The 5,587-nt window shown below is 48.5% G+C and carries 2 tRNA genes and 3 rRNA genes; all 5 read right to left on the reverse strand.

The features are described from left to right. Positions 1–43: 43 nt before the first annotated feature. The 5 genes from rrf to LZZ98_RS15355 all read right to left on the reverse strand — a co-directional run bounded on the left by rrf (position 44) and on the right by LZZ98_RS15355 (position 5,415). A 5S ribosomal RNA gene (gene rrf / locus LZZ98_RS15335) occupies positions 44–158 on the reverse strand. Between the two features lie 192 nt (positions 159–350). Beyond that, a 23S ribosomal RNA gene (locus tag LZZ98_RS15340) occupies positions 351–3,244 on the reverse strand. Between the two features lie 375 nt (positions 3,245–3,619). Next, positions 3,620–3,695, reverse strand: a tRNA-Ala gene (locus tag LZZ98_RS15345). A gap of 44 nt (positions 3,696–3,739) precedes the next feature. Then, positions 3,740–3,816: transfer RNA gene (locus tag LZZ98_RS15350), tRNA-Ile, on the reverse strand. Positions 3,817–3,877: 61 nt separating this feature from the next. Then, positions 3,878–5,415 (reverse strand): 16S ribosomal RNA (locus tag LZZ98_RS15355). Together the 16S, 23S and 5S rRNA genes with 2 tRNA genes alongside form the textbook arrangement of a ribosomal RNA operon. Between the last annotated feature and the right edge of the window lie 172 nt (positions 5,416–5,587).

Below are 5,587 nucleotides of genomic sequence, written 5' to 3' on the forward strand. Positions count from 1 at the left end.
AAAAACACCCCCAGCCTTTTGGCTGGGGGTGTTTAGAATAATGAGCTGGCGATGACTTACTCTCACATGGGTAATCCCACACTACCATCAGCGCTAAGAGGTTTCACTTCTGAGTTCGGGAAGGGATCAGGTGGTTCACTCTTGCTATTGTCGCCAGCACAACTGTTTATGCTTACTCGCTATGGTCTTATTTACGTTGCTTTCGCTTCGTTTTGCCTAGCTTTCGTCAAATGAGTTATTAACAGAGATACTTGAGTTGAATATTGTCTTACTAACGAGCTTATGAATCAAGCTGTTTTGCTGAATATCGAATCAATTGAGCTTTTATACAACAACTGTTTGGGTGTTGTATAGTCAAGCCTCACGAGCAATTAGTATTGGTCAGCTTCATGCGTCACCGCACTTCCACATCCAACCTATCAACGTCGTAGTCTTCAACGGCTCTTTAGAGGACATAAAGTCCTAGGGAAATCTTATCTTGAGGTAGGCTTCCCGCTTAGATGCTTTCAGCGGTTATCCCTTCCGAACATAGCTACCCGGCGATGCGACTGGCGTCACAACCGGTACACCAGAGGTTCGTCCACTCTGGTCCTCTCGTACTAGGAGCAGATCCTCTCAAATTTCCAACGCCCACGGTAGATAGGGACCGAACTGTCTCACGACGTTCTAAACCCAGCTCGCGTACCTCTTTAAATGGCGAACAGCCATACCCTTGGGACCTGCTTCAGCCCCAGGATGAGATGAGCCGACATCGAGGTGCCAAACACCGCCGTCGATATGAACTCTTGGGCGGTATCAGCCTGTTATCCCCAGAGTACCTTTTATCCGTTGAGCGATGGCCCTTCCATACAGAACCACCGGATCACTAAGACCTACTTTCGTACCTGCTCGACTTGTGGGTCTCGCAGTTAAGCGCGCTTTTGCCTTTATACTCTACGCGTGATTTCCGACCACGCTGAGCGCACCTTCGTACTCCTCCGTTACTCTTTAGGAGGAGACCGCCCCAGTCAAACTACCCACCAGACATGGTCCTCGTCCCGGATAACGGGACAGAGTTAGAACCTCAATATTACCAGGGTGGTATTTCAAGATTGGCTCCACCGAAACTAGCGTCTCGGTTTCAAAGCCTCCCACCTATCCTACACAAGTAAGATCAAAGTTCAATGTCAAGCTGCAGTAAAGGTTCACGGGGTCTTTCCGTCTAGCCGCGGGTACACCGCATCTTCACGGCGAATTCGATTTCACTGAGTCTCTGCTGGAGACAGCGCCCCCATCATTATGCCATTCGTGCAGGTCGGAACTTACCCGACAAGGAATTTCGCTACCTTAGGACCGTTATAGTTACGGCCGCCGTTTACTGGGGCTTCGATCAAGAGCTTCGCTTACGCTAACCCCATCAATTAACCTTCCAGCACCGGGCAGGCATCACACCCTATACGTCCACTTTCGTGTTTGCAGAGTGCTATGTTTTTAATAAACAGTTGCAGGGGCCTGGTTTCTGTGGCTGCCAACAGCTCAAGGAGCAAGTCCTATCACCGCCGGCAGCGTACCTTCTCCCGAAGTTACGGTACCATTTTGCCTAGTTCCTTCAGCAGAGTTCTCTCAAGCGCTTTGGTCTACTCGACCTGACCACCTGTGTCGGTTTCGGGTACGATTCCTGTGTAACTGAAGCTTAGAGACTTTTCCTGGAAGCATAGTATCAGCCACTTCACTGTACAAGTACAGCTTGCTATCAGATCTCAGCATAGAGTACCCCGGATTTGCCTAAGATACATGCCTACATCCTTCCACCTGGACAACCAACGCCAGGCTGACTTAACTTACTCCGTCCTCTCATCGCATTACACAGAAGTATTGGAATATTAACCAATTTCCCATCGACTACGCCTCTCGGCCTCGCCTTAGGGGTCGACTCACCCAGCCCCGATTAACGTTGGACTGGAACCCTTGGTCTTTCAGCGTGCGAGTTTTTCACTCGCATTGTCGTTACTCACGTCAGCATTCGCACTTCTGATACCTCCAGCAGACTTCTCAATCCACCTTCATCGGCTTACAGAACGCTCCCCTACCACTTGCAATAAATTGCAAATCCGCAGCTTCGGCATATAGTTTTAGCCCCGTTACATCTTCCGCGCAGGCCGACTCGACTAGTGAGCTATTACGCTTTCTTTAAAGGGTGGCTGCTTCTAAGCCAACCTCCTAGCTGTCTATGCCTTCCCACATCGTTTCCCACTTAACTATAATTTTGGGGCCTTAGCTGGCGGTCTGGATTGTTTTCCTCTTGACTACGGACGTTAGCACCCGCAGTCTGTCTCCCGGATAGTACTCATTGGTATTCGGAGTTTGCATCGGTTTGGTAAGTCGGGATGACCCCCTAGCCGAAACAGTGCTCTACCCCCAATGGTATTCGTCCGAGGCGCTACCTAAATAGCTTTCGGGGAGAACCAGCTATCACCGAGTTTGATTAGCCTTTCACCCCTATCCACAAGTCATCCCCTGGCTTTTCAACGACAGTGGGTTCGGTCCTCCAGTCAGTGTTACCTAACCTTCAACCTGCTCATGGATAGATCACCCGGTTTCGGGTCTACACCCAGCAACTAAACGCCCTATTAAGACTCGATTTCTCTACGGCTCCCCTATTCGGTTAACCTTGCTACTGAATGTAAGTCGCTGACCCATTATACAAAAGGTACGCAGTCACCGAACAAGTCGGCTCCCACTGCTTGTATGCATGCGGTTTCAGGATCTATTTCACTCCCCTCACAGGGGTTCTTTTCGCCTTTCCCTCACGGTACTGGTTCACTATCGGTCAGTCAGGAGTATTTAGCCTTGGAGGATGGTCCCCCCATATTCAGACAAGGTTTCACGTGCCCCGCCCTACTCGACATCATTATCTAAGCCCTTTCGTGTACGGGAATATCACCCTCTACGTTCGCACTTCCCAGAGCGTTCCACTAAAGCTTAGATAACTTAATGGGCTTTTCCCCGTTCGCTCGCCGCTACTGAGGGAATCTCAATTGATTTCTTTTCCTAAGGGTACTGAGATGTTTCACTTCCCCTCGTTCGCCTCGCAACACTATGTATTCATGTTGCGATACCTACCTTATGGTAAGTGGGTTTCCCCATTCAGAAATCTCCGGATCACAGGATATTTGCCGCCTCCCCGGAGCTTATCGCAGGCTATTACGTCTTTCATCGCCTCTGACTGCCAAGGCATCCACCACATGCACTTAATTACTTGACTATACAACCCCAAACAGTCGTTTGATCCTACAAGTAGATCAACCAACATAACAGTTTAGAGCACTGCGCACTTAAGCACTGTACAGCTTCAATTAGATTCATATACCAAAACGCTTGATTCAGTTAATTTCGCTAGTAACTCATTTCTTTCATCTTCACATCACAGTAATAAATCACTGCTAGTGTTAATGTTAGTCATGAGTATGAACAAATTATTTCAACTCAAATATATTCTGTTAATGATTTTTCCAGCCTTCGTCAGGTCAGGAAACTGTGATAAATCACAGAACTTAATAAACTAAAATCATTCAATAATGATCTTATTTACTAAATTCTATAATCTAATCACTTAGCTTATATATTGATGTTCAATATATGGTGGAGACTAGGAGAGTCGAACTCCTGACCTCCTGCGTGCAAAGCAGGCGCTCTACCAACTAAGCTAAGTCCCCAGCTTATCAATAAGTCAATGTATCTTTTTTCTGTAGTCAGATAGTGGTGGGTCTGACAAGACTTGAACTTGTGACCCCACGCTTATCAAGCGTGTGCTCTAACCAACTGAGCTACAGACCCTCAGATACATCGTCATGAAGAACAACTTGTTGTGGATTCTTACCAATCGTCAATCTTTCGTTAAGGAGGTGATCCAGCCGCAGGTTCCCCTACGGCTACCTTGTTACGACTTCACCCCAGTCATCGGCCACACCGTGGTAAGCGTCCTCCTTGCGGTTAGACTACCTACTTCTGGTGCAACAAACTCCCATGGTGTGACGGGCGGTGTGTACAAGGCCCGGGAACGTATTCACCGCGGCATTCTGATCCGCGATTACTAGCGATTCCGACTTCATGGAGTCGAGTTGCAGACTCCAATCCGGACTACGATCGGCTTTTTGAGATTAGCATCCTATCGCTAGGTAGCAACCCTTTGTACCGACCATTGTAGCACGTGTGTAGCCCTGGTCGTAAGGGCCATGATGACTTGACGTCGTCCCCGCCTTCCTCCAGTTTGTCACTGGCAGTATCCTTAAAGTTCCCGGCTTAACCCGCTGGCAAATAAGGAAAAGGGTTGCGCTCGTTGCGGGACTTAACCCAACATCTCACGACACGAGCTGACGACAGCCATGCAGCACCTGTATGTAAGCTCCCGAAGGCACCAATCCATCTCTGGAAAGTTCTTACTATGTCAAGACCAGGTAAGGTTCTTCGCGTTGCATCGAATTAAACCACATGCTCCACCGCTTGTGCGGGCCCCCGTCAATTCATTTGAGTTTTAGTCTTGCGACCGTACTCCCCAGGCGGTCTACTTATCGCGTTAGCTGCGCCACTAAAGCCTCAAAGGCCCCAACGGCTAGTAGACATCGTTTACGGCATGGACTACCAGGGTATCTAATCCTGTTTGCTCCCCATGCTTTCGTACCTCAGCGTCAGTATTAGGCCAGATGGCTGCCTTCGCCATCGGTATTCCTCCAGATCTCTACGCATTTCACCGCTACACCTGGAATTCTACCATCCTCTCCCATACTCTAGCTTCCCAGTATCGAATGCAATTCCTAAGTTAAGCTCAGGGATTTCACATCCGACTTAAAAAGCCGCCTACGCACGCTTTACGCCCAGTAAATCCGATTAACGCTTGCACCCTCTGTATTACCGCGGCTGCTGGCACAGAGTTAGCCGGTGCTTATTCTGCGAGTAACGTCCACTCACTATAGGTATTAACTATAGGAGCCTCCTCCTCGCTTAAAGTGCTTTACAACCAAAAGGCCTTCTTCACACACGCGGCATGGCTGGATCAGGCTTGCGCCCATTGTCCAATATTCCCCACTGCTGCCTCCCGTAGGAGTCTGGGCCGTGTCTCAGTCCCAGTGTGGCGGATCATCCTCTCAGACCCGCTACAGATCGTCGCCTTGGTAGGCCTTTACCCCACCAACTAGCTAATCCGACTTAGGCTCATCTATTAGCACAAGGTCCGAAGATCCCCTGCTTTCCCCCGTAGGGCGTATGCGGTATTAGCATTCCTTTCGAAATGTTGTCCCCCACTAATAGGCAGATTCCTAAGCATTACTCACCCGTCCGCCGCTAAGTTATGGTGCAAGCACCATAACTCCGCTCGACTTGCATGTGTTAAGCCTGCCGCCAGCGTTCAATCTGAGCCATGATCAAACTCTTCAGTTTAAAATCAGTAGTACCTTTAAAGGGCACCAATCTTGGCTCATCAATTTTCTGACAAATATTTCTCAAATAAACTTCGAGTAATTTCTACCATCAATCAATGAAAATAATTTCGATCAATCAACCAGTAAAAATCCACACAAGTTGTTCTTCATAATCTCTTAATGATCTTCTT

This window comes from Acinetobacter sp. SM34, assembly GCF_022012365.1.
In the GTDB taxonomy this organism is placed as follows: domain Bacteria; phylum Pseudomonadota; class Gammaproteobacteria; order Pseudomonadales; family Moraxellaceae; genus Acinetobacter.